The organism is Rhizobium lusitanum, from assembly GCF_014189535.1.
Taxonomy (GTDB): Bacteria; Pseudomonadota; Alphaproteobacteria; order Rhizobiales; family Rhizobiaceae; genus Rhizobium; species Rhizobium lusitanum_C.
This window is the reverse complement of the sequence record NZ_CP050307.1, coordinates 80,541-107,267: the sequence shown is the minus strand read 5'-3', so window position 1 is coordinate 107,267 and position 26,727 is coordinate 80,541. Positions and strand designations below refer to the sequence as shown.

Here is a 26,727-nt window from a genome sequence, read left to right as displayed (position 1 = left end):
AGTGCTCCATGAATGCGGCTAGTGCGCGACCACTGCTTCGCCAGAGGCGGCCATGATCTTCTCTTTGGTGACGTCGGGACCGAATTCGGCGGATATCTTGCCACGGTGCATGACGATGATGCGATGGGCGATGCTGAGGCATTCGGCGACTTCCGATGTCGAATAGATCACCGCGAGGCCCTGCTTGGCGCGCTCGGCCAACAGCTTGAAGACTTCCGCCTTGGCGCCGATATCGATGCCGCGGCTCGGTTCGTCGAGCAGGATGACCTCGGGATTGGTGGCAAGCATCTTGCCGATGACGACTTTCTGCTGATTGCCGCCCGAAAGCGAGCCGATCGCCGCATCGCCGCCATCGGTCTTGATGTGGACCTTGCGGATCGATTCACCCACCAGTTCCCGTTCGCGTCCGCCGGAGGTGAAGAGCCCCTTGGTGAAGGCGCCGATGCTGGCAAGCGACAAATTGGAGCCGACCGTCATGGTCTGGACGAGGCCGTCGCGCTGACGATCCTCGGGCACCAGGACGAGGCCATTGGCGATACGGCCGGCGATGCTAAGACGCGCAACGTCGCGACCGCCAAGCAGAACCCGACCGCCGCTCGACCTCAGGCGTCCGGCGACACATTCGAGCAGTTCGGTGCGGCCGGCGCCCATCAAGCCATAGATGCAGACGATCTCGCCGGCACGAACCTGCAGCGACATATGGTCGACCGCGTTATAGGCCGCACCCGAGGGGCCGGGAACGGTCAGATTGTCGATGGTCAGCGCGACATCGCCGATGGTGTGGCCGGTGGGTGGGCTTCCCAGATCGAAATTGTCGCCCACCATGTTGCGCACGATCCATTCGAGATCGATGTCCTTGCGCTCGGCGTAGGCAGTCATGGCGCCATCGCGCAGCACCACGGCATGATTGGTGATCTGCAGCGCCTCTTCGAGATGATGAGAGATATAAACAATCGACACGCCGCGGCCCGTCAGATCGCGGATGACCTTGAAGAGAACCTCCACCTCCGTGGCGCTCAGCGCCGAGGTCGGTTCGTCCATGATCAGGATGCGCGAATTGACAGACAGAGCACGAGCGATCTCGACGATCTGCTGCTGGCCAAGACGGAGATCCTCCACCAGGGTCAGCGGGTCGATGTGTTCTTCCAACTCCTCCATGAGGGCGCGCGTCTGGCGCTCCTCCTCGGCGAAGTCGACGACGCCACCCTTGATGATCTCGCGGCCCATGAAGATGTTGTCGCGAACGCTGAGATTGGGCGCGAGGCTCAATTCCTGATGGATGATAGAAATCCCGCACGCTCGTGCATGTGTCGACGAATGGAAAGTGATCGGGCTGCCATCGAGAATGATCTCGCCAGCGGTCGGCTGGACGACGCCGGACAGGATCTTCATCAGCGTCGACTTGCCCGCTCCGTTCTCACCGAACAGCGTGGTGACCTGACCGCGATGGATATCGAAATTCACGCCCTTCAGGGCATGAACATTGCCATAGGACTTGGTGATGTTGCGGGCGGCAAGAACGACCTCGCCGTTTGCACCCTGCTTCTGCGCCGCCTCAATCATTTGACGTCGACCTTGACGGGAGTGACGAGCCAGTTCTTCGGGTTGATGAGCTTGAAGACGCCGACGATAGTCGCGGTCTTGCCCGTCAGCGTCTCGGCATCGAAGCCTGAGAGGACGGCCTTCTTCATCTCATTGTTGATCGCCGAGCCGGCGTCCTGATACTCAATCTGATTGGTGAACTGGCCGAACTGGATGGCGCCGATGGCGTCGCGCAGGTCGGTGCCGTTGATCGCCGGACCGGTCTGGACGCGGACGGTGACGTCGGCCGGCAGTCCGTCGACCTTGATCTCGCTATAGTTGGCCTTGCGAGCGCCGAAGGTGCCTGTGAGGGAGACCGGCACGACCGCGCCGGTGCTCGTCGCCACGCCGTATTTTTCGCCTGCCGCCTTCTTGTCGGCCACGACCGCGCTCGACAGCGTTGCGGCATCGACCGCGCGCTTCTCGACATCCGCCTGAATCTTCGGGAATTCCTGGGCGCCAAAGGTTTCGGGCGAGAAGGACTGCTCGCGCACGTCATGCGCGGAACCGATCTTGACCACCGTCGTATCGACGGCAATGGCGCCGATGACGATCACTACCGCCGCGACACTCGCCAGTATCTTGAGCCTGGCGCCGTCGGATTTGAAAGCTGCGTATTCAGTCTGTGTATTCATATTCGAAAGACCTTCGGCGCTGCTGGCCGGATTGCCTGCTTGCTGGAAAGAAAAGAGGACGGCGCGGATGCGATGCCGATCTATTCGAGACCCGGCCAAGCCCCGCGTGCGGAAAAGCGAGGCGGCTGCGCGAAGCGCTGTCGGCGCAAGACCAAACCATGGTCTGGCAAGAGATCGTTCATAGGAGCCTCCTCAGTGCGGGCGCTTGTTTCCTCCAGCCACCCGACGTCGCCGCCTACGACCCAATCCATGACAGATTATGATATAAGCGTGTTATTAATGTCGTAATCTATGTTATAATTTATTGGTCCTGTCAACAGCCCTTTGTCGATCCGGATATCCCTCCTGTGGCAGCCAACTCCAGAGGCTAACACTTCACAGAATTCCCGTCGGCAACCATTAAAGGCGCCAACCTCGGGAATAACAGTCTTGCGGATGGAAAATCGCGTAAAATCAACCTGCATTAAGCTATTGAATATTCATGATTTTAAAAAATCGGTTGCGGACCGAGCAATTATCTAAATCCTGATCGCGATATTCTTGAAATCGCAGCCGCACGCCTTGCGCCGGCGACGATCCCCCTGCCTCCCCGAGGTTGACAGCTCTTATTTTATATGAAAAAAATTACATTACTAGAAAAATATTACACATCCGTGATATCTCTATGTTATAATTTAAACATAACCTGAGCGCCGGATTCGGGGCAGCTTGCCTGTCCGAATGAAGAGTGCTCTGACAGCGTGAGCGGTGGGGTTGGAATGACATGGACGACAGGAGCCCGGCACTTGGGGCCTGACAACCGCGTCGTGACCACCGCCCGGCCGATCTCGACCGAATACCGGTTAGAGGTCGATCAGGAAGGGAGGAGTAGAATGGCTTTGACGGATGAATCGCGCGTGGCGGTTTGCCCCCTCGCGGCGGGACCGACCCACGATGTCTAAGAACGACAAGATCATCATCGGCATCGATGCCGGAACCTCGGTGCTGAAAGCCGTGGCTTTCGAGCTATCAGGCCGCCAGATCGCCTCGGCATCGGCGCGCAATCACTATACGATGGGCGAAGACGGCTCCGCCACGCAATCCCTCAGCCGGACATGGGCCGACTGCGTCAGCGCCTTGCGCGGCCTGAGCGACAAAGTGCCGGATCTCGCCGCGCGCACCGCCGCCGTCGCCGTGACGGGTCAAGGGGATGGAACCTGGCTCGTCGGCTCCGGCAACGCGCCGGTCGGCGATGCCTGGCTCTGGCTCGACGCCCGCGCCGCTGCGACTGTTACCCGTCTCGGCGCTCACCCGGAAAGCCGCGCGCGCTTCGAGGCGACAGGCACCGGCCTCAATACCTGCCAGCAGGGCACACAGCTCGCCCATATGGATCGCTTCACGCCGGAGGCCCTCGCTCGGGCCGAGACGGCGCTGCATTGCAAGGACTGGCTCTATCTGAACCTGACCGGCGTTCGGGCGACCGATCCGTCAGAGGCCAGCTTCACCTTCGGTAATTTCCGCACCCGCCAGTATGATCCCGTCGTGATCGACGCGCTCGGGCTCAACCACCGGCGATCCCTGTTGCCCGAGATCATTGAGGGAACGGAGATCACGCATCCGCTATCGCCCGACGCGGCGAAGGCGACCGGATTGCTTGCCGGCACGCCTGTCTGTCTCGGCTATGTCGACATGGTGATGACCGCGCTTGGCGCCGGTGTTCGCAGCGGCGGCGAGAACGCGGCCTGCTCGACCATCGGATCGACAGGCGTGCATATGCGCGCAAAGCCGGTATCCGACGTCCAGCTCAATGCCGAGGGAACGGGCTATGTGATCGCCCTGCCTATCCCCGGCATCGTCACCCAGGTCCAAACGAACATGGGTGCGACGATCAATATCGACTGGATCCTGCAGGTCGCTGCCGAACTCATGTCGGAGACCGGCAAGCCCGTCGCGCCTTCGGATCTCATCTCGCGGATCGACAGCTGGTTTGCCGAGAGCAAGCCGGGCGCCCTGCTCTACCACCCCTATATTTCCGAGGCGGGGGAGCGCGGCCCCTTCGTCAATGCCCATGCGCGCGCCGGCTTCACTGGCCTTTCAACGCGGCACGGCTTTGCAGACATGCTGCGGGCCGTCGTCGAGGGGCTCGGCATGGCGACACGCGACTGTTATGCCGCCATGGGCAGCATGCCTGCCGAATTGCGGATCACCGGAGGGGCTGCGCGCTCGCGTGCGCTGCGCGGCTCTCTGTCCGCCGCCGTCAACGCGCCGGTTCGGGTCTCGCGTCGCGAGGAAGCGGGAGCGGCCGGCGTCGCGATGATGGCCGCTGTCGCCATTGGCGCCTATTCGAGCATGGACGACTGCATCGCCGAGTGGGTCACGCCGCTGCTCGGAGACGCCGAGGCGCCGGATGTCGAGCAGGCTCGCCGCTACGACCGATTGTTCTCAGCCTACGTACAAATTCGACAGGCGATCGCGCCTGCCTGGGACACGCTTGCCGCGCCCTGAGCGATAAGCGCACCCGTTAAAGCAAAAAGATGTGACGATGCAGGAAGCATCCCAAGGAGCATGAAATGACTGAATCCGAAATCTTGGATCTCTTCGTGATCGGCGGCGGCATCAATGGCGCCGGAATCGCGCGCGATGCCGCGGGTCGGGGTCTTTCCGTCATGCTGTGCGAAAAAGGCGATCTGGCCGAGGGAACCTCGTCCCGCTCCGGGAAACTGGTACATGGCGGCCTGCGCTATCTCGAATATTACGAATTCCGCCTGGTGCGCGAAGCGCTGATCGAGCGCGAAGTGCTGCTGAATTCCGCAAGCCACATCATCTGGCCGATGCGCTTCGTGCTGCCGCACAGCCCGACGGACCGCCCGGCCTGGCTCGTCCGCCTCGGCCTTTTCCTCTACGATCATCTCGGCGGCCGCAAGCGACTGCCCGGCACGCGCACACTCGACCTTCGACGCGATCCGGAAGGTGCACCCATCCTTGACCAGTACACCAAGGGCTTCGAATATTCGGACTGCTGGGTCGACGATGCCCGGCTTGTCCTGCTGAACGCGCTCGACGCCGCCAGCAAGGGCGCGCAGATCCTGACGCGCACGGCCTGCGTCAGCGCACGCCGTGACGAAGGCTGTTGGGTCGTCCAGATGCGGGACCAGCGGTCCGGCGAGCTGCGCACCGTGCGGGCGCGGGTGCTGGTCAATGCAGCCGGTCCCTGGGTCAACGATATCATCGGCCGCGTCGCCGGTTCCAACAGCCGCCGCAATGTCAGGCTCGTCAAGGGCAGCCACATCATCGTTCCGAAATTCTGGAGTGGGCAGCAGGCCTACCTAGTCCAGAACCACGACAAGCGCGTCATCTTCATCAATCCCTATGAGGGCGACATGGCCTTGATCGGCACGACCGACATTCCCTATGACGGCAAGCCGGAGGAGGTGAAAGCCGACGAGCAGGAGATCGACTATCTGATTTCCGCCGTCAACCGCTATTTCAAGGAGAAGCTGCGCCGTTCTGACGTGATCGAAAGCTTCTCGGGCGTTCGCCCGCTATTCGATGACGGCCAGGGCAATCCCTCAGCCGTCACCCGCGACTATGTCTTCGATCTCGACGAGACCGCCGGCGCCCCCCCTCCTCAACGTTTTTGGCGGCAAGATCACTACGTTCCGCAAGCTCTCCGAACATGCCGTGCAGAAGCTCGCCAAGTTCTTTCCGAAGATGGGCGGTGACTGGACGCGCGCAGCAGCTCTGCCGGGCGGCGATATTCCGAATGCCGATTACATCGCTTTTTCCGACAGTCTGCGCAGCGCCTATCCATGGATGCCGCGCCAGCTCGTGAACCATTACGGGCACCTTTACGGCGCGCGAACCAAGCTGGTCGTTGGCGACGCCACATCGCTTGCCGACCTCGGGCGTCACTTCGGCGGCAATCTTTATGAGGCTGAGGCCCGCTATCTCGCCGCTTCCGAATGGGCGCAGTCGGCGGATGACGTTCTCATGCGGCGCACCAAGGAAGGCCTGCATATGACGGCACAGGAAAAAGTGAATTTCTCGGCCTGGTTCGAGAGCGAATTGGCGATCGCCGCCTGAACCATCCGCCCTTCAAGGAGCAGACCTCTATGCCGTTGACGCTTTCCCTTAACACCAATCCGCTGGTGAACCGCTTCGCCGACCCCGACGACCTGATCGAAACCGTGGCGCGTGACCTGAAAATCCGCGATCTCCAGCTGACGCATGAATTCATCAATCCGAGCTGGCAGGCGCCCGTCATCCGTCGCCTCACCCGGACGATGCAGGCAGCGCTTCAGCGCACCGGCGTTCGCGTGACATCCGGCATGACCGGGCCTTACGGCCGCCTGAACCATTTCGGCCATCCAGATGCCGACGTCCGACGCTATTATGTCGACTGGTTCAAGACCTTTGCCGACATCACCGCCGATCTCGGCGGGCATTCGGTCGGTACGCAATTCGCCATCTTCACCTTCAAGGATTATGACGATCCGGCCCGGCGCGAAGACCTGATCAAGATTGCCATCGATTGCTGGGCTGATGTGGCCGAGCATGCGAAATCGGCGGGTCTTTCCTATGTCTTCTGGGAGCCGATGAGCATCGGGCGGGAATTCGGCGAGACCATCGACGCCTGCCTCAAGCTGCAATCCCGCCTGACGGCGGCCAATCTCGCGGTGCCAATGTGGATGATGGCGGATATCGATCATGGCGACGTTACCTCAGCCAATCCCGATGACTTTGATCCTTACGCCTGGGCGCGCGCGGTTCCGAAGATCTCCCCGATCATTCACATCAAGCAGAGCCTGATGGACAAGGGCGGCCACCGACCGTTCACGGCGGAGTTCAACGCCAAGGGCCGCATCCAGCCTGCTCCCCTGCTTGCAGCCTTTGCCGAGGGCGGGGCTCAGGACAATGAAATCTGCCTCGAACTGTCGTTCAAGGAGCGCGAGCCCAATGACCGCCAGGTCGTCTCGCAGATTGCCGAAAGCATCGCCTTTTGGGCGCCGCACATCGATACCGGCGTTGACGACTTGCATATCTAGCTGCAAGCGCCGATCAAGCTGTCTTGCGGTAAATGCATGACCGAATGGAAAAGGGACGAGTGATGACAGACGCGGATGAGTCGCTTGCGGTGCGCGCAGCCTGGCTACACTATGCCGGCGGCTTCACGCAGTCCGAGGTCGCCAAGCGCCTGGGCGTGCCCTCGGTCAAGGCGCATCGGCTGATCGCAAGGGCGGTTGCGGATGGCGTCGTCAAGGTCACGATCGATGGCGATATCGTCGAATGCGTCGAGCTCGAGACGAAGCTCGCAGCAAGGTTCGGCCTGCAATATTGCGAGGTCGCGCCCGATCTCGGCGAAGAGGGTTTCGACTTTCGCGCCCTGGGACAGGCCGGCGCCAGCTTCTTGCGGCGGGAAGTCGAGAGCGGCAAGCACAAGATCATCGGCCTTGGCCACGGTCGAACGCTGTCTTCCGCCGTCCATCACATGTCCCGCGTCAATGCCAAGGGGGTACGCTTCGTCTCCCTGCTCGGCGGGCTGACGCGAAACTATGCGGCCAATCCCTATGACGTCATGCACCGCATCGCCGAAAAGACGGGCACGCAGGCCTATGTGATGCCGGTGCCGTTCTTCGCCAACACAAGGGAAGACCGCGACGTACTGCTGGCGCAACGCGGCGTGAAGGAAGTCTTCGACCTCGCCAACAATGCCGAACTCAAGCTCGTCGGTCTCGGCACGGTCGATATCGACGCGCAGCTCGTCCTGTCCGGCATGGTGGAACCGCGCGAGATCAAGGAGATCGCCGCCATGGGTGGAGCCGGCGAAATCCTCGGGCATTTCTTCGATGCCGACGGACGCATCCTGGAAACGATGCTGTCGGCCAGAACCCTCTCCGCCTCATTGCCGCGATCGAAGAAGGAAAAGCTCGTCGCCCTGTCCGGCGGACTGCCGAAGGTGGAGGCTATCCGCGCGGTTCTCAACAGCCACTGTCTTTATGGGTTGATCACCGACGAGCGGACGGCACAAGCGCTGCTGAAGAGCTGAACTCACCGCAATCAAGAAACATAAATTCATCTCAACATAACAATCTTGATGTTGAATTATGTGATTTAAATGTTATGTTTAATGCGTTCAATCCTGGCCAAGACCGGAGCGCAAGGTGAAACGGGAAGAACGTCAACAATCGATCATCAACCTGCTCGTCGAGCACAAGACCGTCGACCTCGACGATCTGGCCGAACGCTTCACCGTGTCCAAGATGACCATTCACCGTGATCTGGACGATCTCGAACAGGCTGGCGTCCTGCGCAAGGTTCGCGGCGGTGCGACGATTGATGCAGGCACCCAATTCGAAAGCGACTTCCGCTTCCGCGAGCGACAGGGGCATGAGGAAAAACTCGCCATGGCGCGCGCCGCCCTCGAGCTGGTCGAGCCCGGCATGACGGTTATGGTCAATGACGGCTCGATGGCGGCCGTTCTTGGGGAAATGCTGCTCCAGAGGCAGCCGCTGACGCTGATCACCAACAATGCCGCGATCATCGATCGGCTGAAAAGCGAAAGCGGCATCACCCTCATCGCACTTGGCGGCATCTATTCCGCCAAGTTCAATGCCTTTCTGGGCGTGGTGACGGAAGAGGCGCTGTCTCGCCTGCGCGCCGATATCGCCTTCGTTTCAACGCCGGCTGTTTCGGGCAGGCTCGTCTACCATATGGACGACAACATCGTGCGAACGAAACGGGCGATGATTGCCTCTGCCGCCAAGAGCTGCCTGCTGGTCAGCCACCAGCGCATCGGCCACACCGCCCTGCATGTGATGGCCGACCTTGCCGATTTCGACGCCGTCATCACCGATCGCGCCCCCGAAGCCGCCATTCTCGAACAATTGAGCCGTGACGGCATCACCCTGACCATTGCCTCGACCTAGGATCTGAAATGACAGCATCACCGCGCTACTGGATTGGCACCAGCTGGAAAATGAACAAGACGCTGGCGGAATCCCGCAGCTTCGCCGAGGCATTGCGAGACGCGGATACCCTGCGTGACCCTGCGATCCAGCGCTTCATCATTCCGCCTTTCACCGCCGTTCGCGAGGTCAAGGCGATCCTGTCGGAGACATCCGTCAAGGTCGGTGCGCAGAATATGCACTGGGCCGATCAGGGGGCATGGACGGGCGAAATTTCGCCACCGATGCTGAGGGATTGCAATCTCGATATCGTCGAGCTTGGCCACTCCGAGCGCCGCGAACATTTCGGCGAGACCAATGAGACCGTCGGCCTGAAGACCGAGGCGGCCGTTCGCCACGGCCTCATCCCGCTCATCTGTATCGGCGAGACCCTGAGCGACCGGGAAAGCGGCCGCGCCACCGAAATCCTGGGCGAGCAGGTCGCAGGCGCCCTCTCCAAGCTCTCGGGCTCGCAGAAACAAGCGCAAATCCTGCTTGCCTACGAACCCGTCTGGGCCATCGGCGAAAACGGAATTCCCGCCGAGCCCTCCTATGCCGATGCACGCCAGGCCGAGATCATTGCAGTCGCCGAAAGCATACTTGGCCGCCGGATCCCCTGCCTCTACGGCGGATCGGTCAATCCGGACAATTGCGAAGAACTCATCTCATGCCCGCATATTGACGGGCTTTTCATCGGCCGTTCGGCCTGGAACGTCGAAGGTTATCTCGACATCCTCGCCAAATGCGCCGCCAAACTTAGAGGAGACACGAAATGAAACTTGCCATCGCAGGAGACAGCGCAGGCGAAGGCCTGGCAAAGGTCCTCGCCGATCATCTGAAGGATCGTTATGACGTGTACGAAGTTTCGCGCACGGACGCCGGGCCGGACGCATTCTACGCAAATCTAGCCGACCGCGTCGCCTCTGGCGTCATCGACGGCACCTATGACAGGGCCATTCTCGTCTGCGGCACCGGCATCGGCGTCAGCATCTCGGCCAACAAGGTGCCGGGCATTCGCGCAGCACTCACCCATGACACCTATTCGGCGGAGCGCGCCGCCCTGTCGAACAATGCCCAGATCATCACCATGGGCGCCCGCGTCATCGGCACGGAACTCGCCAAGTCGATCGCCGACGCCTTTCTTGGGCAGACCTTCGACTCCGGGGGCCGCTCGGCCGGCAATGTGGACGCCATCAACGAAGTCGACGCAAAATATAACGCGCGCTGAGGTTTGAGAGCGAACCGCAAGCGGTTGCTCCCGTCGCGAGATTGGCGAGCTGCGGACGCATATGGCCGCTCGTCCCACTCGCTGAAAGCCATAAACCTCCACCTGCGGCGGAGGGTTTCCTCTGATAGGACAACGAGGGCAACCGGCAGGTCGCCCTCGTTACTTAGCTGGAATGAGTGAGCTCAGGCGGGACGCTCTTCGCCGGCGTTCGGACGCCAGGTGATGAGCTTCCTTTCGACGACATCGAGGATCAGGTCGATGACGAGAACGAAGACGGCGAGAATGATGATGCCTGCGAAAACACCGACGGCATCGAAGTTGCCTTCCGAGCGGGCGATGAGGTAGCCGAGACCTGCCGATGCGCCGAGATATTCGCCGATGATCGCGCCGACGACGGCAAAGCCGACAGAGGTGCGCAGTGACGACAGGATCCAGGTTGCCGCGGCCGGAAAATAGACGTGGCGAAGCAGGTCGGAACGCTTGGCGCCGAGGATGCGGGTATTGGATAGGATGACCGGGTTGACTTCGCGAACGCCCTGCATCGCGTTGAAGAAGGTGACGAAGAAGACCAGAGTGACCGCCAGTGCGACCTTCGACCAGAGGCCGAGCCCCAGCCAGAGAACGAAGATGGGCGCGAGCACGACGCGCGGGATTGCGTTCACGGCCTTGATGAAAGGATCGAGGACCTTCGCGACGAACGGGCTGAGGCCAAGCCAGACGCCCGCCGCCACACCGAGGCCCGTCCCAATAAGATAGCCAAGAACGGTCTCGCCGAGCGTGATGCCGACATGTTTGTAGAAGCCGTGATCGGCGACCCAGGTCGCCACCTGCTTGACGATGTCCAGCGGCGCCGGAAAGAAGAAGCGGTCGATCAACCCGGAGGAAACCCCGAGCTGCCAGCCGCCGAGGATGATCGCCAGAAGCGCCACCTGGATGAGACGAACGTTAATGGCTTGCATAGCTTTTCTCCACTTCGCCGCGCAGCGACGCCCAGATGTCGCGATAAAGGGTCATGAATTTCGGGTCGAGCTTGATTTCGGCGACATCGCGCGGCCGTTCGAGATCGACGCCGAAGGTCTCGATCACGCGGCTCTTGGGACCGGCGGCGAGAACGACAACACGGTCGCCAAGCGCAATCGCCTCCTCGAGATCATGCGTGATCATGACCACGGCGCGGCGGTCTTCCTGCCACAGCTTGAGAAGCTCATTCTGCATGAGATGACGGGTATGGATGTCCAGCGCCGAAAACGGCTCGTCCATGAGGATAACCTTGGGCTCGGTGATCAAGGCCTGCGCCATCTGCACGCGTTTGCGCTGCCCACCGGAAAGTTGGTGGGGAAACCGGGTTTCAAAGCCCTTGAGACCGACCTTTTCAAGCCATCCCATGACCTTTTCGCGCCGTTCGCCGGCGGACACGCCACGAAACCGCAGCCCAAGCTCGACATTCTCAAAAGCCGTCTTCCAAGGGAGGAGCGCGTCCTGTTGAAAGAGATAGCCGATGTTGTTCTGTACGCCCTTGACGGCGGCGCCGTCGATCGAGACCTCGCCTGCCGAAGGCTTCAAAAGGCCTGCGATGGCGTTGAGGATGGTGGACTTGCCACAGCCCGTCGGTCCGACGATGGAGAGGAATTCTCCGTCGCCGACCGTCAGGTTGACGTTTTCGACGGCCACGAATGATCCGAACGCCATGGTGACGCCGCTGATGGAAACCATGGGTGTCGGGTTTGATTGGGGTACAGCTTGAATTTTCGTTGCTGTCGCTGACATTGGAGGCCTCTTAGTTGGCGGCGCGCTGGGCTGCGGCCTCTACGAACTTGTTCGTGTAGGTGGCATTGAGATCGATTGTTGCCTTGTGAACGCTCTCGTTGAAGCTCTTGAGAACGGCGAGCGGCGTCTCGGTATCTTGCGCAACGAACAGGCCGTCCCTGGAAAAGATCGCCTTGGCGTTCTCGACCGCCTTGATGTAGGTCGCCTTGTCGCCGGAGACGAAATCGTCAGGAAGCTGCTCGACGATTTCGGCTGCTGTGTGATTTTTCATCCAATGCAGCGCCTTCACCGTGGCGTTGGTGACCTTCTGGATCACTTCCGGATGGGCCTCGATATAGGCCTGGTTGGCATAGAGAACCGAGGTCGGATAGATACCGCCATAGACGGCCTTGGCGCCCTCTTCGCTGCGAGCGTCGATCAGGATCTTGCCAATGCCACGCTCGACGACGATCGTTGCGGCCGGATCGTAGTTGACAAGAAGGTCGACCTTGCCCTGCTGCAAGGCCGCAACCGCGGCCGCGCCGGAGCCGACGCCGACGATCGAAATGTCGTTTTCGGTCAGACCGTGCTGCTGAAGATAATAACGAATGAAGAAATCGGACGATGAGCCTGGCGCCGTGATGCCGATGCTCTTTCCCTTGATCGTTGCCGGCTTGGCCGGATCGAAATCGGTGTCGTTCTTCCCGACTAGGACCAGCCCGGAATTGCGGGCCAGCTGAACGAAGCCAACGACATGCTTGCCCTGCGACTGCATTTGGATCGTGTGATCGTAAAAGCCGACGGCAACGTCGGTCGAGCCGGCGACCAGGGCCTGCAGAACCTTGGAGCCACCCTGAGCGAAGTTCTCCGTGGTCACCTCCAGCCCCTCTTCCTTGTAGAAGCCGAGGCTTTCGGCGACGGGGAACGGCAGGTTGTTGAGATTATAGGAGCCGACGCTCATCCGAACCGGTTCGGCATGGGCGACGCTGGCAAGCACCATGACGGCGGCTGCCGCGAGCAGATAATTGCGCATGGAATTTCCTCCCTGACTATATCCGGTCCTCACCGGATCGATTGCTAATGGTCTAAGCTGCGTGTTCGACAAACTCGGCGGGCTTGGCAAACGCGTAGCCCTCGAAAAGGCGACGCGCGGTTCGCACGAGACCGGCGGTCGTCGCGCCGCCGCGCGTTTCCAGCTCGACGTCGAGACGGCCGCCGGGATGTTCAATCCGCACGGTCGTCGGAAGAGATGCGCCGCCCACAAGATCGGCGGCAATCGTCCCCGGCGTGACAACCGCAGTTGCTATGCCGACCGCACCTGTCGTCGCAAGGGCCGGATGGCAGTCGTTCGGCATGAAATAACGAACCGCAAGCGTGCCGCCCTTCTGCGGCGGCGCAATCAAGACCGGCTTCGGAATGACCTTGTCGGACACATCGCCCATGCCCATGATCTCACCGGCCTGAATGCGGATCGCCGACATGCGCGCGATGAGCTCGACATTTCCGGACAGCGTGGCGGCGTCTTCATATCCGGTTACACCGAGATCGCCAGCGCGCATCAGCACCATGGGTATGGCGCAATCGATGATCGTCACTCTGAGGCCGTCGATGACATCCGAAGCATTGCCGCTCGGAAGCAGCTTGCCAGTCTTGGCGCCCGCGGCGTCGAGAAAGGTGAGTGCGATCGGCGCGGCAAGCCCCGGTACGCCGTCGATCGAGGCATCGCCGAGATAGGTCACCTCGCCGTTGCGGGTCGGCACTTTCGCTTCGATCACCTTGCCGGTGTTGACATTATGGATACGTACGAGCGTTTCCGTCTCCTGGGCTTTTACCAAGCCAGCTTCGATCGAGAAGGGCCCGACGGCCGCCAGCATGTTTCCACAGTTCGGCGAATAATCGACGATCTGCCGGTCGGTCCGGACCTGAGCGAACAGATAGTCGACATCGGCGCCCGCAACGCTCGGCGGACCGATGATCGCCACCTTCGAGGTGACGGGATTTCCGCCCCCTATGCCATCGATTTGCAGTGGATGACCCGACCCCATGATCGACAGCAGGGCCGCATCGCGTCTGGCGGCGTCCGACGGCAGGTCCGCGCTCAGGAAGAACGGCCCCCGCGAGGTTCCGCCGCGCATCAAGACGCAAGGAATCCGCACCAAATCGTTCATAATCAACCTTCCAAGTTGCATGAAGTGGATCAATCCACCGACTTGTTGCAATATGTGCAAGAACGGATTATTTGTGAAATGCAATTTTCGGAGAGATTATTTCATTATGAGCATCAATTGCGAGATTTTGGACCTTCGTGCATTCCAGGCCGTGGTCGAGCTCGAAAGCTTTCATCGCGCCGCGGAAGCCTTGCACATCTCACAGCCGGCCTTGACGCGCCGCATCCAGAAGCTGGAACAATCGATCGGCGCACCACTGCTCGACAGGACCACCCGGCATGTTGCGCCGACGGCCTTCGGCCAGGAAATGATCCCCCTCGTCCGGCGCATGCTGGAGGAGTTCGACGGCTCGCTGTTCGCCATCAAGGACAGCGGGTCGCAGCGGCGCGGGTTGATAACCATGGCCTGCGTGCCGACCGCCGCCTTCTACTTTCTCCCGACCGTCATTCGGACCTTTGGCCGCGACTATCCTCATATACGGCTCAGAATCCGGGATCTGACCGCCAATGAGGGCCTCCAGGCCGTCGCCCGTGGAGAGGTCGAATTCGGCATCAACCTGATGGGCAACTCCGATCCCGATCTGGCATTCGAGCCATTGATCGACGATCCGTTCGTACTGGCCATGCGCAAGGACCATCCGCTCGCCGCCTTTGACGAAATTCAATGGGATCAGCTCGAAGGCCATCCTCTCGTCATGGTCGATCGCTCCAGCGGCAACCGCACATTGCTCGATGCGGCACTTGCCCGCGCAAACCTGAAGCTAAGCTGGTTCTACGAGGTCACACATTTGAATACTTCGCTCGGATTGGTCGAGGCGGGATTGGGAATTTCCGTGCTTCCAAGGCTCGCCACGCCCCAGGAAGATCACCCGTTTCTCGTCACCCGCCCGATCGTCAATCCTGTCGTTACTCGGACGATCGGCATTGTCAGACGCAGGAGTGCCACCCTGTCCCCCGCAGCCGACCGCTTCATCGATATGCTTCTGACAACCTGGAAACGGCCGGAGCAGCCACCTACGGCGAACTGAGCCGAGTATAGGCGCCCGCATTGGAATTTGACCACCCTGCCGCGCAGACAAAACGCAGCCTCAAAGCGAAAATAGATTCACGGTGACGCCGTCCGAGGCTATAGCTGTCCATAACCGACGCCCACATATTGGACCGCATTCATGACCGATATCGTCACCGACCGCTTCCTTCGTTATGTCGTTATCGACACCCAATCCGATCCCACCTCATCGACACAGCCTTCCACTGAGAAGCAGAAGAACCTCGGCCGCGTTCTGGTGGAGGATTTGCTGGCGATCGGCCTTGCGGATGCGCATCTCGACGAGCACGGCTATGTCTATGCGACCATTCCATCGAACATCGACAAGCCGGTCCCCACCATCTGCTTCTGCTCGCACATGGATACGGCGCCCGATTTCACGGGCACGAACGTGAAGCCGCAGATCGTACGGAACTATCGCGGCGGCGACATCAAGCTTCCCGGCGACCCGCAACAAATCATCCGTGTCAGCGACAATCCGGTGCTCTCCGACCAGATCGGCAACGACATCATCACCTCCGACGGCACGACGCTGCTCGGTGCCGACGACAAGGCGGGGCTGGCGGAGATCGTCACGGCGGCGCAATTCCTCCTCGACAATCCCGACATCAAGCACGGAACCATCAAGCTCCTGTTCACGACCGACGAGGAGATCGGCCGTGGGGTCGACAAGGTGGATCTGGCAAAGCTGGGCGCCGAGTTCGCCTACACCATGGATGGCGAAACGGCTGGCCATGTCGAAGACGAGACCTTCTCGGCCGATGGCGTCGAGATTTCCATTCAGGGTGTGGCCATCCATCCCGGTTTCGCCAAGGACAAGATGGAAAACGCCATCAAGATCGCCGGCGCCATCATCAACCGCCTGCCCAAGGATACGGCTCCGGAAACCACGGCGGGCCGGGACGGTTTCATTCATCCGACCGGCGTGACCGGCTCGATGGAAAAGGCATCCCTCGGCTTCATCATCCGCGACTTCAACGACGAGGGGCTCAAGACCAAGGAAGTCATGCTCGAGGCAATCGTCAAGGACGTGATGACCGGCTATCCCGGCTCCTCCTACACCTTCAAGGTCAGACAACAATACCGCAACATGAAGACCATCCTCGACCGCCATCCGCAGATCGTCGATTACGCCATCGAGGCCGTCCGGCGCGCCGGCATGACGCCCGTGCGCGGCAGCATTCGCGGCGGCACCGACGGCTCGCGGCTGTCGTTCATGGGCCTGCCCTGCGCCAATATCTTCGCGGGCGGCCACGCCTTCCACTCGCCGCTCGAATGGGTCAGCCAGCAGGACATGGAAAAGGCCGTCAAGACCATCGTCGAACTCACGAAAATCTGGGCGGAGCGCGCCTGAGCGCATCGCTTTGCGAAGGATTGACACAGATGCTTATCCGACACGAAACGCCTGGGGATGTGGATGCGATCCATGATCTGACATGGGCCGCGTTCAAGCCGATGCCCTTCAGCGACGATACCGAGGTGGACATTCTTCGGGCGCTGCGCGCATCCGGTGACTTGACGATCTCGCTGGTCGCCGAGGAGGACGGCAAGATTTTGGGGCACGTCGCCTTTTCGCGGGTGAAGATCGATGGCGTGGACAATGGCTGGTTCGGGCTCGGCCCGATATCGGTCGCACCCGAAAGACAGCGCCAAGGCATCGGAAAGGCACTTATTGCCGAGGGGCTGGAACTCCTGGACGGAATGGGCGCAAGTGGATGCGCCCTCATCGGTAATCCGGATGTCTACAGGCACGCGGGCTTCGAAAGCGATGGGCGGTTGACCTATCAGGACCTGGATACGAAATACGTTCAAAGGTTCGTTCTTCGAGGGCCCATCCCGAACGGAGCGCTACAATTCGCGCCGGCATTCGGACATTAGACAAGCCCGCCTTCCCAGTCGCGGTGCGAGCCTCAAGCAATCGGCCAAGTACAAATAGGCCCCAGCGCCTGCCGCAGACATGTCCGAACATTGCTGAAAAGAGGTATTATCAAGGAATTTCTTGTCGCGACATTTCCAGGATCAGGACGCCTCTTCCAAAGGGGACATTGCGCGCTTCACCGCCAGAAACCTCATCATCATGATTTCATAGACTTTTATCGCTGGAAATCACAATAAACGCGCCCGTATTTCCGGGTCATTCCGAGGCTATCCTACCACGAGCTTTGAGTGCGGCACAAAAGGCCATTTACGTCCGCTTAATCCAGCCGCTGCCACAATTGTACATCCGCACACGACAGCAATGGACAACGGCAAAAATGGTTACCGCAATATCCTCCTCCACAGCCTCATCCCTGTTTGGCACATCGTCCTCCGCATCAACATCATCGAGCGCGTCGAGCGCAGACGACGCCGCGAAAATACAGGTCGAAATCGCGGCAAAGAAAGCGGAACTCGCCAGCACGAAAGATCCGGACGAAGCAGCCACGCTTCAAAAGGACCTGACCGCCCTCGAGGCCAAACTGGCTAAGCTGCAGAAATCCTCAAGCAGCCAGTCGAGTGCCGCCGGCCAAACCGCGAAGGCGAGCACGGCCTCCGGCTCCAGTTCGTCACAGAGCAATGCGCAATCGCCGCTGTCTGGCGAAAGCGATCGCATCGGCACGACGAATTTCGACGAGAATACGGATTTCGGCGCTCGGGCCGCCTATGTCTGACAATTGACGCCGAAGCGGGAGCGTGTTGCAGGGATCTTCCTACCCGAGACATTCTCATGCGATGCATGATAACTCGGCGCGAGCCCGATCAGCTCCACCACGCCTCGCGCCGTCGCCATGACAAATCGCTCTTGCGGCTTTTTCCGGCGGCTTTCCTGTCACCCTTGAGGTGATCCATGTAACCTCCAAGAACGCTGTTTATGAAAACATGGGACTTGGTCCGGTTCGAGCCCAGAAACTTGAAACTTGCCTCTTTATCCTGCTCCATCTGCTGGACGATCTTCCAGAAGACGAAACTGTCGTGGCTTTCTTTCAGCGCCAGGAAATAGCCGGACGAATAGGTGCTTTCGAAACGCTCGACGAAGGTCAATATTTCGCGGTGGTGTAGATTGTATCCCACCCATCCGCATTCCGGATATATTTTACGGTTCAGATAGGCGGCGAGCTGATTGCCCCTCGGGGCGATTCTATCGATGAGGCTGCGCGGAATTTCGCTGTGCGTGAGCGTATCGGCATCGAGCCATATCAGTTGATCCGCCGACGCCCGGTAGCGCCGGATGGCATCGGTAACGGCGAAGACCTTGTTGGAAAAACGAACGGCATCCCACCGGTAATCACGTTCCTGGCTATTCGTAGATAGACGTACGCCGTTGGCCAGCGGATTTTCCGCGAAATCTTTCCGAAATTCAAGCAAGCGCGGCAGGCTCTCATTATGGTCGAAAACCTGGAGCCGCTCATCCTTCTCCTCGACGTGCACATTCTCGGCATAGACCACAAGCGAGATGTCCTTGGGCCAATATTTGAGAAACGTCTCGATGCACTTCTTGCCATAGTCGCGATACCCCTTTTCATGAAAGGTCGTCACGACGACATGCTTCAGCTGTTTTTGCCGCCAGAAATACGGAAAAGGCATTGACGATTAGGCTCCGCGACAAAATTGATATCAATCGGCCCCCGGTTATGGGTGAACCGTGTCGTTTCAGTGGCTCCTGCTCTGAACGGCATCTCGATATTTAAACGATAGCTAGTCCTCAATCGTGTCTGAACGTTTCCAACCCATGAAATTTATGGGAAATGTTATTTCAAAATGTGACGAGGCGGTAGCGGTTGGCCCTTCTGCGGATGCAGCCGCTCCATGCTTTTTTGTCGGGATTTTGGCTCGAACCAGCAGCTTCCGCACCAGCTCTCCGGCGAGCGGTTCTTCAATACCAAACACAAAAAAGCCCGGCGCGATCGCTCGCGCCGGGCTTTTCTTGCGCCGTTACTTGATGGCTTCGAGATCGACGCCCTTGGTGTCGCGGATGAAGATGAGGCCGATGACCAGCGTCATCGACGCAATCGCGATCGGATACCAAAGGCCATAGTAGATATCGCCCTTGGCGGCACTCATCGCAAAGACCGTTGCCGGAAGCAGGCCGCCAAACCAGCCATTGCCGATATGATAGGGCAAGGACATGCCGGTATAGCGAATGCGGGTCGGGAACATCTCGACCAGGATTGCGGCAATAGGGCCATAGACCATGGTCACGTAAATGACGAGAATGGTCAGAATGGCGATGGTCAGCGGCCAGTTGATCGCGGCGGGATCCGCGACCATCTTGAAGGCACCGCCGTTCGGCACCGTATAAACCGGCATGTCGGTTGCGCCCGCCGCCTGTTCCGCCGTGAGCAGCTTTGCCTTGATCAGATCGGCAACCGGAGTGACCGTCTTGTCACCAGCCCGGACCGTTGCCGCGTTCAGGCTGAGCTCGGGGTTTGCGGCGATGAAGCCATCCAGCTTGGCGTCCGGTATTTTGGCTGGGTCGCGCGCCAGCGGGAAGCCGGCCTTCTGCAGGGCAAGGTTCAGGTCATGCGTGAAGGCGGCGCTCTTTGCCGCAGCCGTCGCCCCGGCGGCAACTGCGTCATAGGAGGTCACAATCGTGTCGCCAACCTTGACCGTTGCCGGCTGGCCGGCAGGACCATCGACGACCGCGTAGGGCACGGAACTCTTGGACAGGAACGAGGTGGCAATGTCGCAGGAGTTGTTGAACTTCGCCGTGCCAACCGGGTTGAACTGGAAGGTGCAATCACCCGGTGCCGCCGTGACGGTGGCGCGGATAGTTTGCTCTGCCTGGGCAAGCGCCGGATTTGCCGCGTAGGTCAATGCCTTGAACAGCGGGAAATAGGTGAGGATCGCCAAGGCAAGTCCGGCCATGATGATCGGCTTGCGGCCGATCTTGTCGGACAGCCAGCCGAAGAACACGAAGAAGCCGCTGCCGATCAGGAGCGCGATGGCGATCATGATGTTGACCGACTGGCCGTCGACCTTCAGAACATTCTGCAGGAAGAACAGCGAATAGAACTGGCCCGCATACCAGACAACGGCCTGACCTGCGGTGAGACCAAAAAGCGCAAGCAGCGCGATCTTGGCGTTCTTCCATTGTCCAAAGGCTTCCGACAGCGGCGCCTTGGAGCCCTTGCCCTCTTCCTTCATCTTCTTGAAAGCCGGCGATTCACTGAGGGACAGCCGAATCCAGACGGAAATACCGAGCAGGACGAAGGACAGGATGAAGGGAATACGCCATCCCCACGCAGCAAAGGCTTCCTTGCCGAGCCAGTTCTGCACCACCAGGATGACGATGAGCGACAGGAACAGCCCGAGCGTTGCCGTCGTCTGGATCCAGGATGTGTAAAAACCGCGCCGGTCGTTGGGCGCATGTTCGGCGACATAGGTCGCCGCGCCACCATATTCGCCGCCGAGCGCCAAGCCCTGCAACATGCGTAGCGCAATCAGAATGACCGGGGCGGCGAGACCCCAGCTGGCCGAGCCGGGCAATATACCGACCAGGAAGGTCGACAAGCCCATGATCAGGATAGTGACGAGAAATGTATATTTGCGGCCGACGAGATCGCCGATCCGTCCGAAGACCAACGCGCCGAATGGCCGAACCAGAAAGCCTGCCGCGAAGGCGAGCAATGCGAAAATATTACGGGTCGCTTCCGGATACTCACTGAAAAAGGCCGCGCCGATGAAGACGGCCAATGAACCATAGAGATAGAAGTCATACCATTCGAAAACAGTTCCGAGCGAAGATGCAAAGATCACCTTCTTCTCTTCCCTGGTCATCGCTCGACCAGAAGTCTGATCCACAGACGTGGCTACCATTCCTAATTCCTCCCAGTTGCACCTGGGACATGACGGACAATGCCCGCCTCATGTCCCCCAACAGTCACATTGCACATGGGTCTCCCGGCCCTTCCGGCGCGGGAAACCTGCGCGATGGATGCCCCCTAGATTTCCTCCCCCAGAAGTCATGCATCCGATGCACGGGAAGTGTTGGCTAAAAATTGAAAAATGCAATGGCTGCAACTTGCCTTGACCGTCTAAAATTGTGTGTAAGGTGCCAAAAGACGAAGGGATTACTCCGAACCGGGTTCAAGCCCCTCTGCCAGCGGCTGAAGGGCTACCTTCCGCGTACGCTTTCCAGCCGTTGGGGCCGCGATCACGCCGACTGTAGCCTGAGGCGCTGCATCGGCGGGAAGGCGAGCGCGATCGCCACCGCTCCAAGCCCGACCATGGACGACCCGATGAACAGCCAGGAATAATTCCCGAACGTATCGAAGATCCAGCCGCCGGCCAGCGGGCCAAACGCCATGCCGATGCTCGACAGCATCGTCGCCGCGCCGAAAACCGTGCCGATGACGCGCGGGCCGAAATATTCGCGGGCCAGCACCGCATAGAGCGGCATGACCCCGCCATAGGCGCTGCCGAAGATGACGGCGAGCGCATAGAATTCGCCGAGTTGGCTGACGAGAAGATAGGCCGCGAGCGCAGCGGCCTGCACCAATAACCCTGCGACCAGCACCGGCTTGACGCCGATCCGGTCAGCGAGCGTGCCATAGAGGAGCCGGCCGCCGAGCCCCGCCAACCCCTCGACGCTGTAAATGCTGACCGCCGCCATCGGTGCAACACCGCAGATCGTCGCGTAGCTCACCATATGAAAGATCGGCCCCGAATGCGCGGCGCAGCAGGCAAAGAAGGTGCCGCCAAGAACAAGAAACTGCGGCGAGCGAAATATCTGTCCGAGCGGCACGCTTGGGCCCTCGGCGGCTGCAACGGATGGATTGTCCGCCACCATCATCGGCGGGCTTCGCACCAGAAGCGCTGCCGGAACCAGCAATATCCAGGCGAGAATGCCGATCAGCATCATCGCCGTCTGCCAGTCATAGGCCGAGATCAGCCAACGGGCGAGGGGAGAGATCGTCATCGGCGCCACACCCATGCCGGCCGAGACCAGCGACACGGCAAGGCTGCGATTTGTATCGAACCACGCCGTCGTGGCCGCGATCATCGGCGCGAAGAAGGCGCTAGCGGCGAGCCCAACGAGAATGCCGTAGGTCAACTGGAATTGCAGGAGCGATGTCGCCCGGCTCGCAAGTACAAGCGCCAGCCCCAGCAGCACCGCTCCGATCAAAACGACGATGCGAGGCCCGAAACGGTCGCTTGCCGCCCCCCACATGAAGCCGCCCAGGCCCATCACCAGGAAATTGAGGGTCATCGCGCTCGCGATGCCGGTATGCGACCAATTGGTGGCGGCTGCGATCGGCGCCTGGAAAATCGCCAGCGAAAACATCGCGCCAAGTGCGACACAGGTCATCAACGCCCCGGCGCCCACGATGACCCAACGATAGGAAATGCTCATCCGCTTCAACTCCCCTGTCCACGAGATCAACCCTCGACGTGATAACTGTCGTACCGGCTATGATCCAATGACGTTCGGCCCCACCCGATTTCGACATGTCCCTCTGATTTTTTGTCTCAACGCGCGCCCTCACACGGAATTAGAGCATGCCATGTCCGCCGATATCCTGTCGACATTGGCTTTAGACGTACGCGGATGAAGTGAACCAGCAGGCCCACTCATGAATCGCTCGCATAGGCCCATGCGGTCCAGGCGATATAATCGCAGGCTCGGGCGCGCGTTATACTGCCCGGTAAAATGGATTGAGCAGCAGATCCGGATACGCAACGAAAGGACTTGTCGATGAAGCATCTTATCGCCACCGCCGCGTTCATTGGCCTGCCCGCGCTGGCCCTCGCTCAGTCAGAACAATCAACAAAAAGGTTCGACATGCCGACGACATCGATCGAGGAGATGAAGGCCGTCTCTCCCGCCCTGGAACACTACGCCAAGGACCGGCTTGCCGCCGATCTGTGGAAGCGCACGGACCTTAGCCTGCGCGACCGGAGCCTCGTCACTGTGGCCGCGCTGATCGCCACCGGCCAGTCGGGCGAACTGCCGCAATATATGGACATGGCCTTGAAGAACGGCGTGAAACCGGCCGAGATCTCCGAGACCATCACCCATCTCGCTTTCTATACCGGCTGGCCCAATGCGCAGTCGGCGGTCAAGGTCGCAAGGCATCTCTTCCAGAACCACGGCATCGGCGCCGACCAGCTTCCGCCGGCCCGGGATGCCACCCTGCCCCTGAACGAAGAGGCAGAGGCGCGACGGGTCGCGATGGTCGACCAGATGCTGGGGCCGGATTTCAAGGATCTGGCAGGATATACGACCGACGTCCTGTTCACGGACCTGTGGCTACGCCCGGCGCTTGCGCCGCGCGACCGCAGCCTCGTCACCATCAGCGCCCTGGTCGCCACCGGCCGCGTCGCCCAACTCCCGGGCCATACCAATATCGGCATGAACAACGGCCTGACGAAGCAGGAAATTTCCGGCGTGATCACGCATCTGGCCTTCTACTCCGGCTGGCCGAACGCGATGTCGGCGGCACCGGTTGCCAGGAAAGTGTTCGAAGAGCGCGGAAGCTGAGCCGGAGACAAGACCGCCCAGATCAAGCCCGCCCTCGATCCCGATAGCGCAATGCGTCCACCAGCAATGCGAAGGCGGCCGAGGGCTGGCGCCGGCTCGGATAATAGAGATGATAGCCGGGAAAGGACGGACACCAGTCCTCCAGCACGCACACCAGGCTGCCGTCGGCAAGTTGCTCTCTGACATGATCTTCCATGACAAAGGCCAGACCGAAGCCGGCGATAGCGGCGCGGACGATCATGTTGGTGTTGTTGAAGGTGAGCTGTCCCTCGACACGCACCCGCACCTCGCGTCCGTCCTTCTCCAATTCCCAAGCATAGAGGCTGCCCGCGCTGAGCAGACGCTGATTGATGCATTTGTGTTCGGACAGATCCTGCGGCACGAGCGGGATTTTTCTCTGTTCGAAATAGGCGGGCGAGCCGACCACGATCATGCGAACAGCCGGGCTGATGCGCGTCGCGATCATATCCTTGGCAAGCGCCTCGCCAAGCCGGACGCCGGCGTCGAAACGCTCCGTAACGATGTCGGTGAGCCCGGAATCGATGCTCAGTTCGACATGGATATCCGGATAATCCGGCAGGAATTTCTCGAGCGCCGGCCACAGAACAGTGTTGGCTGCATGTTCGGCGGTGGTGATGCGGATCGTGCCGGCCGGCTTCTCGCGCAATTCACCGAGCGAGGAGAGTTCCGCGCCGATGCTGTCGAGCGCCGGCTTCAACGTGGCAAGCAGCCGCTCGCCGGCTTCGGTCGGTGCAAGGCTTCGGGTGGTGCGGGTCAACAGGCGCACACCGACCTGCGCTTCCAGCCGCCGGATGGTATGGCTCAATGCGGATTGGGAGGTGCCGAGCTTCGCGGCGGCACGGGTAAAGCTGCCCTCTTCGGCTACGGTCAGAAAGGCATTGAGATCGACCAGTTCCTCGCGTCGCATTCATGAACTCCAGATATGACTACATGCGACTTATAGTGGCTAATTGTCAGAATGTCCCACGACTAGATTAGCTTTGCGATTTTTGGAGGCCGGCTGCCATCGACGCGGCCGCCTATTGCAAGGAGACTGAACATGCAGATCAAACACAGCGGCGCACAGCCCTCGCGAAAGGGACCCGAGGACTACTTCACCGGGACCGTGCGCGTTGACGCGCCGTTCAGCGGCAGCGGCAATCTGAGCGGGGGAACCGTCACCTTCGAGCCGGGCGCGCGAACCGCCTGGCACACGCATCCGCTTGGCCAGACGCTGCTGGTGGTGTCCGGCCTTGGCCGGGTTCAGCGGGAAGGCGGGCCGATCGAGGACATCCGCCCCGGCGATATCGTCTGGTTCGAGCCGGGCGAAAAGCACTGGCATGGCGCCGCGCCCGATTGTGCGATGTCGCATGTCGCCATCGCCGAAATGCGAGATGGCAAGGTCGTCGACTGGATGGAGAAGGTCAGCGACGGACAGTATGGCGGCTGACGGCTGACGGCTGCCTGACTCGGAAGCCGATCACAAAACAAACGCAAACGCTCTCTCATCTCCTATTCCGACGCGCTTCAAAAGGCGGCTGCATTAATGGCGACTGGCGCGGTAGCTATGACCGACGCCTACGTGAGATTTGCCGAAACTCGCGCAATGAACCGGCATGCAGCGGATATCAAGCAAGGACTCGTTTCCCTACACCAAGCGCTGGTCATCGTTAAAGCGACCGGTGGCGTGAAAATCGGGCTACATAGTCGGGGAAGGCTAGATGATGAAAGTCACGTATGCACTCTCAAGTATCGTCCAGGGCGGCCTCAGTGTCCTCTTCATCAGAATCTTCAATGTCCAAACCACGGAAGCAATCGAGAAATAGAGACCAATCAATGGAATGTCTCGACCTAACAGGTTCACCTAGACGAAAGTAGTTTCCGCCGCTGATAAGCTTATGCAGAGGATGCCTCTGATTTATTTCTTTGAGGCGGCTGCCAAAAGGAGATGATCCGGAATATATCGCGCCCGAGAAGTCACAGTCGTCAAAAGTATTATTCTTGACCATGCTCGTGGTAAATTTCGCAATTTTGCAACTATCAAAAGTGCAGTCGCGCGAAACGGTCATTTCCGCAGGCAGCGAGCACTCTTCGAACAAGCATCCCTTGAAATGGACGGCGGATATATCTGCGAAAAGTTGGAATTGATCATCATAAAAGGTCGCATCGACATAGTGAATAAAACTCACTCCGTTGATTGCAACTCCATTAGGAATTTTCAATCCACTGAAATCGATGCTCAACGAGCGTTGTGCTCGCTGTCCCCTGGCAGCCCCGTTGTTAAGCGCTTGTTTCGCGGCATTGAAGACTTTGCGCTTCTCGTAGTCGGCGTGAGTGGCCTGTATGAGGTCGGCCAGTATATCCATAGCATGCGGAGCGAATGTCGCCCTAGTAGAAGTCACCACGGCTTGAAGAGCGGCAACTCCCGCAAGGACGTGAGATTCCTTCTCATCTCCCAAGAGTTTCGCGCCGTCCATCAGCAGTTTAGCGAGATTCTCCTCATCCTTGCTGTCATTTTGCCTTTTGGTCTGAGCCAATTGATCGGCTTGGTGTGCCAGTTGTTGAGCTTGATACGCGAGCTGGGTCGTATTCAGGACCCCACGCCAAGCGATTGTAAAGAAGGTGACAATCGCAACCAGAGCCGCTCCGAACGGCGTAAATGCTTGCGCCTTCTGAACCATTTTCAGCTCTTCACCCGTGGAAAACACCCACAGGCCGGCACTTACGAACGCGACAATCGCAATAACAAAACCAGCAATGGCCATGCCGAACCATGTATCTGCTTTGATTTGAGGTTCATTAGGCACAGGACGGTCTTCAAGGTCGGGCGTCATCTGGCGTCTCGGGCGTCACTCGGTAAAGTAGTGAAAAACTACCATACATTGATCGAGACGAATAGGCCTCCTATTACAATTTCGAGAGCCATGTGAATGACTTA

At 59.8% G+C, this 26,727-nt stretch carries 23 protein-coding genes and 1 pseudogene; 13 read left to right on the top strand and 11 right to left on the bottom strand.

Going from position 1 to position 26,727, the window contains the following annotated elements:
* Positions 1-18: 18 nt before the first annotated feature.
* Together HB780_RS03485 and HB780_RS03480 are read right to left on the bottom strand one after the other, a co-directional pair.
* Entirely contained in the window at positions 19-1,563 is a 1,545-nt protein-coding gene (locus HB780_RS03485; protein WP_183688681.1) for a sugar ABC transporter ATP-binding protein, read from the bottom strand.
* The gene (locus HB780_RS03480; protein WP_183688680.1) at positions 1,560-2,216 is read right to left on the bottom strand and encodes a DUF2291 domain-containing protein; all 657 of its coding nucleotides are present in this window, start codon (positions 2,214-2,216) and stop codon (positions 1,560-1,562) included. The genes HB780_RS03485 and HB780_RS03480 overlap by 4 nt, the downstream gene beginning before the upstream one ends.
* A gap of 933 nt (positions 2,217-3,149) precedes the next feature.
* Between HB780_RS03480 and HB780_RS03475 the strand changes: the two genes are divergently transcribed.
* The 7 genes and pseudogenes from HB780_RS03475 (at position 3,150) to derI (ending at position 10,367) form a co-directional block, all read left to right on the top strand.
* Entirely contained in the window at positions 3,150-4,700 is a 1,551-nt protein-coding gene (locus HB780_RS03475) for an FGGY-family carbohydrate kinase (RefSeq protein ID WP_183688679.1), read from the top strand.
* Between the two features lie 65 nt (positions 4,701-4,765).
* Positions 4,766-6,278: pseudogene (locus HB780_RS03470) on the top strand (glycerol-3-phosphate dehydrogenase).
* A 29-nt stretch (positions 6,279-6,307) separates the two neighbouring features.
* Positions 6,308-7,240 carry a sugar phosphate isomerase/epimerase family protein gene (locus tag HB780_RS03465; RefSeq protein WP_183688678.1) on the top strand — a complete coding sequence of 311 codons (933 nt, stop codon included), beginning with the start codon at positions 6,308-6,310 and terminating at the stop codon, positions 7,238-7,240.
* 62 nt (positions 7,241-7,302) lie between these two features.
* Positions 7,303-8,241, top strand: a complete 939-nt coding sequence (locus HB780_RS03460; RefSeq protein ID WP_183688677.1) for a sugar-binding transcriptional regulator — start codon at positions 7,303-7,305, stop codon at positions 8,239-8,241.
* 115 nt (positions 8,242-8,356) lie between these two features.
* The gene (locus HB780_RS03455; protein ID WP_183688676.1) at positions 8,357-9,121 is read left to right on the top strand and encodes a DeoR/GlpR family DNA-binding transcription regulator; all 765 of its coding nucleotides are present in this window, start codon (positions 8,357-8,359) and stop codon (positions 9,119-9,121) included.
* A gap of 8 nt (positions 9,122-9,129) precedes the next feature.
* Positions 9,130-9,915 carry a triose-phosphate isomerase gene (locus tag HB780_RS03450; RefSeq protein WP_183688675.1) on the top strand — a complete coding sequence of 262 codons (786 nt, stop codon included), beginning with the start codon at positions 9,130-9,132 and terminating at the stop codon, positions 9,913-9,915.
* The gene (derI, locus tag HB780_RS03445; protein ID WP_183688674.1) at positions 9,912-10,367 is read left to right on the top strand and encodes a D-erythrulose-4-phosphate isomerase; all 456 of its coding nucleotides are present in this window, start codon (positions 9,912-9,914) and stop codon (positions 10,365-10,367) included. Before HB780_RS03450 ends, derI begins: the two co-directional genes overlap by 4 nt.
* 182 nt (positions 10,368-10,549) lie before the next feature.
* Here the strand turns inward: derI and HB780_RS03440 are convergent, their stop codons facing one another.
* Genes HB780_RS03440 through HB780_RS03425 form a run of 4 tightly spaced genes read right to left on the bottom strand, consistent with a single transcriptional unit; the run spans position 10,550 to position 14,281 of the window.
* Complete coding sequence (locus HB780_RS03440) at positions 10,550-11,326, bottom strand: ABC transporter permease (protein WP_183688673.1); 777 nt, start codon at positions 11,324-11,326, stop codon at positions 10,550-10,552.
* Positions 11,313-12,134: an ABC transporter ATP-binding protein gene (locus HB780_RS03435; RefSeq protein WP_286202960.1), complete on the bottom strand. Its 822-nt coding sequence runs from the start codon at positions 12,132-12,134 to the stop codon at positions 11,313-11,315. The genes HB780_RS03440 and HB780_RS03435 overlap by 14 nt, the downstream gene beginning before the upstream one ends.
* A 10-nt stretch (positions 12,135-12,144) precedes the next feature.
* Positions 12,145-13,146, bottom strand: a complete 1,002-nt coding sequence (locus HB780_RS03430) for an ABC transporter substrate-binding protein (protein ID WP_183688672.1) — start codon at positions 13,144-13,146, stop codon at positions 12,145-12,147.
* A gap of 52 nt (positions 13,147-13,198) precedes the next feature.
* Positions 13,199-14,281, bottom strand: coding sequence for a 4-oxalomesaconate tautomerase (locus HB780_RS03425; RefSeq protein ID WP_183688671.1), 1,083 nt, complete (start codon positions 14,279-14,281; stop codon positions 13,199-13,201).
* Positions 14,282-14,387: 106 nt separating this feature from the next.
* Here HB780_RS03425 and HB780_RS03420 point away from each other — a divergent pair, with 106 nt between their 5' ends.
* From HB780_RS03420 to HB780_RS03405, 4 genes are all read left to right on the top strand, one after another.
* The gene (locus HB780_RS03420; protein ID WP_183688670.1) at positions 14,388-15,308 is read left to right on the top strand and encodes a LysR family transcriptional regulator; all 921 of its coding nucleotides are present in this window, start codon (positions 14,388-14,390) and stop codon (positions 15,306-15,308) included.
* 141 nt (positions 15,309-15,449) lie between these two features.
* Positions 15,450-16,682: a peptidase T gene (gene pepT / locus HB780_RS03415; RefSeq protein WP_183688669.1), complete on the top strand. Its 1,233-nt coding sequence runs from the start codon at positions 15,450-15,452 to the stop codon at positions 16,680-16,682.
* A 29-nt stretch (positions 16,683-16,711) separates the two neighbouring features.
* Positions 16,712-17,206: a GNAT family N-acetyltransferase gene (locus HB780_RS03410; RefSeq protein WP_183688668.1), complete on the top strand. Its 495-nt coding sequence runs from the start codon at positions 16,712-16,714 to the stop codon at positions 17,204-17,206.
* Between the two features lie 377 nt (positions 17,207-17,583).
* On the top strand, positions 17,584-17,979 hold the full coding sequence (locus HB780_RS03405) for a hypothetical protein (protein ID WP_183688667.1): 396 nt from the start codon (positions 17,584-17,586) through the stop codon (positions 17,977-17,979).
* Between the two features lie 88 nt (positions 17,980-18,067).
* Here the strand turns inward: HB780_RS03405 and HB780_RS03400 are convergent, their stop codons facing one another.
* From HB780_RS03400 to HB780_RS03390, 3 genes are all read right to left on the bottom strand, one after another.
* Positions 18,068-18,892: a hypothetical protein gene (locus HB780_RS03400; protein WP_183688666.1), complete on the bottom strand. Its 825-nt coding sequence runs from the start codon at positions 18,890-18,892 to the stop codon at positions 18,068-18,070.
* A gap of 348 nt (positions 18,893-19,240) precedes the next feature.
* The gene (locus HB780_RS03395) at positions 19,241-21,124 is read right to left on the bottom strand and encodes an MFS transporter (RefSeq protein WP_183688665.1); all 1,884 of its coding nucleotides are present in this window, start codon (positions 21,122-21,124) and stop codon (positions 19,241-19,243) included.
* A gap of 337 nt (positions 21,125-21,461) precedes the next feature.
* Positions 21,462-22,661, bottom strand: a complete 1,200-nt coding sequence (locus tag HB780_RS03390; protein ID WP_183688662.1) for an MFS transporter — start codon at positions 22,659-22,661, stop codon at positions 21,462-21,464.
* A 342-nt stretch (positions 22,662-23,003) separates the two neighbouring features.
* Between HB780_RS03390 and HB780_RS03385 the strand changes: the two genes are divergently transcribed.
* Positions 23,004-23,789, top strand: coding sequence for a carboxymuconolactone decarboxylase family protein (locus tag HB780_RS03385; protein ID WP_183688660.1), 786 nt, complete (start codon positions 23,004-23,006; stop codon positions 23,787-23,789).
* A gap of 22 nt (positions 23,790-23,811) precedes the next feature.
* Here HB780_RS03385 and HB780_RS03380 read toward each other — a convergent pair whose 3' ends face one another.
* Positions 23,812-24,717: a LysR family transcriptional regulator gene (locus HB780_RS03380; protein WP_183688658.1), complete on the bottom strand. Its 906-nt coding sequence runs from the start codon at positions 24,715-24,717 to the stop codon at positions 23,812-23,814.
* Between the two features lie 132 nt (positions 24,718-24,849).
* On the opposite strand from HB780_RS03380, the gene HB780_RS03375 reads away from it, so the two are divergent.
* Positions 24,850-25,239, top strand: coding sequence for a (R)-mandelonitrile lyase (locus HB780_RS03375; protein ID WP_183688657.1), 390 nt, complete (start codon positions 24,850-24,852; stop codon positions 25,237-25,239).
* A gap of 295 nt (positions 25,240-25,534) precedes the next feature.
* On the opposite strand, the gene HB780_RS03370 is transcribed toward HB780_RS03375, so the two are convergent.
* Positions 25,535-26,623 (bottom strand): hypothetical protein, encoded by a 1,089-nt coding sequence (locus HB780_RS03370; RefSeq protein WP_183688656.1) that lies wholly within the window; start codon positions 26,621-26,623, stop codon positions 25,535-25,537.
* Positions 26,624-26,727: the final 104 nt, after the last annotated feature.

Excerpts from the sequence above, each read along its gene's own strand:
- HB780_RS03485 (WP_183688681.1), bottom strand. The coding sequence starts at position 1,563 with ATGATTGAGGCGGCGCAGAAGCAGGGTGCAAACGGCGAGGTCGTTCTT.
- HB780_RS03480 (WP_183688680.1), bottom strand. The coding sequence starts at position 2,216 with ATGAATACACAGACTGAATACGCAGCTTTCAAATCCGACGGCGCCAGG.
- HB780_RS03475 (WP_183688679.1), top strand. The coding sequence starts at position 3,150 with ATGTCTAAGAACGACAAGATCATCATCGGCATCGATGCCGGAACCTCG.
- HB780_RS03465 (WP_183688678.1), top strand. The coding sequence starts at position 6,308 with ATGCCGTTGACGCTTTCCCTTAACACCAATCCGCTGGTGAACCGCTTC.
- HB780_RS03460 (WP_183688677.1), top strand. The coding sequence starts at position 7,303 with ATGACAGACGCGGATGAGTCGCTTGCGGTGCGCGCAGCCTGGCTACAC.
- HB780_RS03450 (WP_183688675.1), top strand. The coding sequence starts at position 9,130 with ATGACAGCATCACCGCGCTACTGGATTGGCACCAGCTGGAAAATGAAC.
- derI (WP_183688674.1), top strand. The coding sequence starts at position 9,912 with ATGAAACTTGCCATCGCAGGAGACAGCGCAGGCGAAGGCCTGGCAAAG.
- HB780_RS03440 (WP_183688673.1), bottom strand. The coding sequence starts at position 11,326 with ATGCAAGCCATTAACGTTCGTCTCATCCAGGTGGCGCTTCTGGCGATC.
- HB780_RS03435 (WP_286202960.1), bottom strand. The coding sequence starts at position 12,134 with ATGTCAGCGACAGCAACGAAAATTCAAGCTGTACCCCAATCAAACCCG.
- HB780_RS03430 (WP_183688672.1), bottom strand. The coding sequence starts at position 13,146 with ATGCGCAATTATCTGCTCGCGGCAGCCGCCGTCATGGTGCTTGCCAGC.
- HB780_RS03425 (WP_183688671.1), bottom strand. The coding sequence starts at position 14,281 with ATGAACGATTTGGTGCGGATTCCTTGCGTCTTGATGCGCGGCGGAACC.
- HB780_RS03420 (WP_183688670.1), top strand. The coding sequence starts at position 14,388 with ATGAGCATCAATTGCGAGATTTTGGACCTTCGTGCATTCCAGGCCGTG.
- pepT (WP_183688669.1), top strand. The coding sequence starts at position 15,450 with ATGACCGATATCGTCACCGACCGCTTCCTTCGTTATGTCGTTATCGAC.
- HB780_RS03410 (WP_183688668.1), top strand. The coding sequence starts at position 16,712 with ATGCTTATCCGACACGAAACGCCTGGGGATGTGGATGCGATCCATGAT.
- HB780_RS03405 (WP_183688667.1), top strand. The coding sequence starts at position 17,584 with ATGGTTACCGCAATATCCTCCTCCACAGCCTCATCCCTGTTTGGCACA.
- HB780_RS03400 (WP_183688666.1), bottom strand. The coding sequence starts at position 18,892 with ATGCCTTTTCCGTATTTCTGGCGGCAAAAACAGCTGAAGCATGTCGTC.
- HB780_RS03395 (WP_183688665.1), bottom strand. The coding sequence starts at position 21,124 with ATGGTAGCCACGTCTGTGGATCAGACTTCTGGTCGAGCGATGACCAGG.
- HB780_RS03390 (WP_183688662.1), bottom strand. The coding sequence starts at position 22,661 with ATGAGCATTTCCTATCGTTGGGTCATCGTGGGCGCCGGGGCGTTGATG.
- HB780_RS03385 (WP_183688660.1), top strand. The coding sequence starts at position 23,004 with ATGAAGCATCTTATCGCCACCGCCGCGTTCATTGGCCTGCCCGCGCTG.
- HB780_RS03380 (WP_183688658.1), bottom strand. The coding sequence starts at position 24,717 with ATGCGACGCGAGGAACTGGTCGATCTCAATGCCTTTCTGACCGTAGCC.
- HB780_RS03375 (WP_183688657.1), top strand. The coding sequence starts at position 24,850 with ATGCAGATCAAACACAGCGGCGCACAGCCCTCGCGAAAGGGACCCGAG.
- HB780_RS03370 (WP_183688656.1), bottom strand. The coding sequence starts at position 26,623 with ATGACGCCCGACCTTGAAGACCGTCCTGTGCCTAATGAACCTCAAATC.